Annotated in this window: 2 protein-coding genes; both read left to right on the top strand. The window is 65.0% G+C overall.

What is annotated here, in order from left to right; genetic code table 11:
* Positions 1–191: 191 nt before the first annotated feature.
* Positions 192–530 carry a hypothetical protein gene (locus EOA38_RS37015; protein ID WP_127301535.1) on the top strand — a complete coding sequence of 113 codons (339 nt, stop codon included), beginning with the start codon at positions 192–194 and terminating at the stop codon, positions 528–530.
* Positions 531–548: 18 nt separating this feature from the next.
* On the top strand, positions 549–1,250 hold the full coding sequence (locus EOA38_RS37010) for a phosphatase PAP2 family protein (RefSeq protein ID WP_127301534.1): 702 nt from the start codon (positions 549–551) through the stop codon (positions 1,248–1,250).
* The last annotated feature ends 34 nt before the right edge of the window (positions 1,251–1,284 follow it).

Genomic DNA, 1,284 nt, shown 5'->3' with positions numbered 1-1,284 from the left:
GTGTAATGCTGATGGCCAATGCTGGCGCCGCCCCTCATCCGCCTGCCGGCACCTTCTCCCCGTATAGTGACGGGGAGAAGGGGCTTGCCGCGGCCTTCGCCTACTCCTCCACCGCCAGCTTGACGGCTTCACGCGCTTCGGAAACAAGAGTGGCGACGGGCGCGGCGAAGGCCGCTCAAGGGGGTAAAAACGTGGGTATCTGGGGATTGGCGCAGCTTGGCGTCTCGACGGTGATCTTCCTGCTGGCGGCGATGGCGGCCAAGCAGTGGGGGCTGGCGCCGAGCCTTGGCAAGATCGTGCTGACGCTGGCGCTCTATTCCGCCGGCAATCTGATCATGCTGAGGCTGATCCGCGAATTCGGCATGTCGGTGTCGTTCAGCCTGTCGGCGGTGATCCAGCTGGTGTCGGTGAACGTCGTGGCCTTGGTCTTTTTCGGCGAGCGGCTCAACGCATTGCAGGCCACGGGCGTCATGCTGGCGATCGCGGCCGTCGTCCTGATCACGCTCGGGCCCTATATGCAACGGCTGTAGCTGGACCCAAGGCCCCGAATGAAATCGACCGCCAACGCGCTGCTCAACAGAATAGAATTCCCGGTGCTCCTGGCCGGGCTGGTGATCGCCGGCGGGCTGTGGGGCCTGGTGGAACTGATGGAGGTGGCGCGCTCCACCACCCCGCACGCCTTCGATACCGAAATCCTGCTCGCCTTCCGTCATGCCGGGCAGCCCGACAGTCCTGTCGGTCCACCCTGGCTGGAAGGCGCGGTGCGCGACATCACCGCGCTTGGCAGCACCAGCGTGCTGGTGCTCATCACCAGCACGGTCATCATCTACCTTTTGCTGATCCGGCGGCCGGCGACGGCATTGTTCGTGTTCGTGGCCGTCGCCGGCGGACAGGTGCTGTCCAGCCTGCTCAAGTTCGAAGTCGACCGACCGCGACCCGATCTCGTGTCGCATCTCGTCAACGAGACCTCGTTCTCCTTCCCCAGCGGCCACGCGATGCTCTCGGCGATCACCTATCTTACCCTTGGCTCGCTGGCGGCCCGCTTCCTGCCGGACCGCGCGACCAAGGTCTTCCTGCTTGCGCTGGCCGTGCTCGTCACGGTGCTGGTCGGAACCAGCCGCGTCTATCTCGGCGTGCATTGGCCATCGGACGTGCTCGCCGGCTGGTGCGCCGGCTTCGCCTGGGCCATGTTGTGCTGGCTTGCAGCGCGGCTGCTGCAGCGGCACAAGGTGATGGCGGATAGCGAGTGACGACGCCAAATTCGCTCCGAATGATGCTTGAGAC

This window comes from Mesorhizobium sp. M1E.F.Ca.ET.041.01.1.1, from assembly GCF_003997355.1.
Classification (GTDB): Bacteria; Pseudomonadota; Alphaproteobacteria; order Rhizobiales; family Rhizobiaceae; genus Mesorhizobium.
The sequence above is the reverse complement of the archived record's forward strand: the minus strand, read 5'-3'. Positions and strand labels throughout refer to the sequence as shown.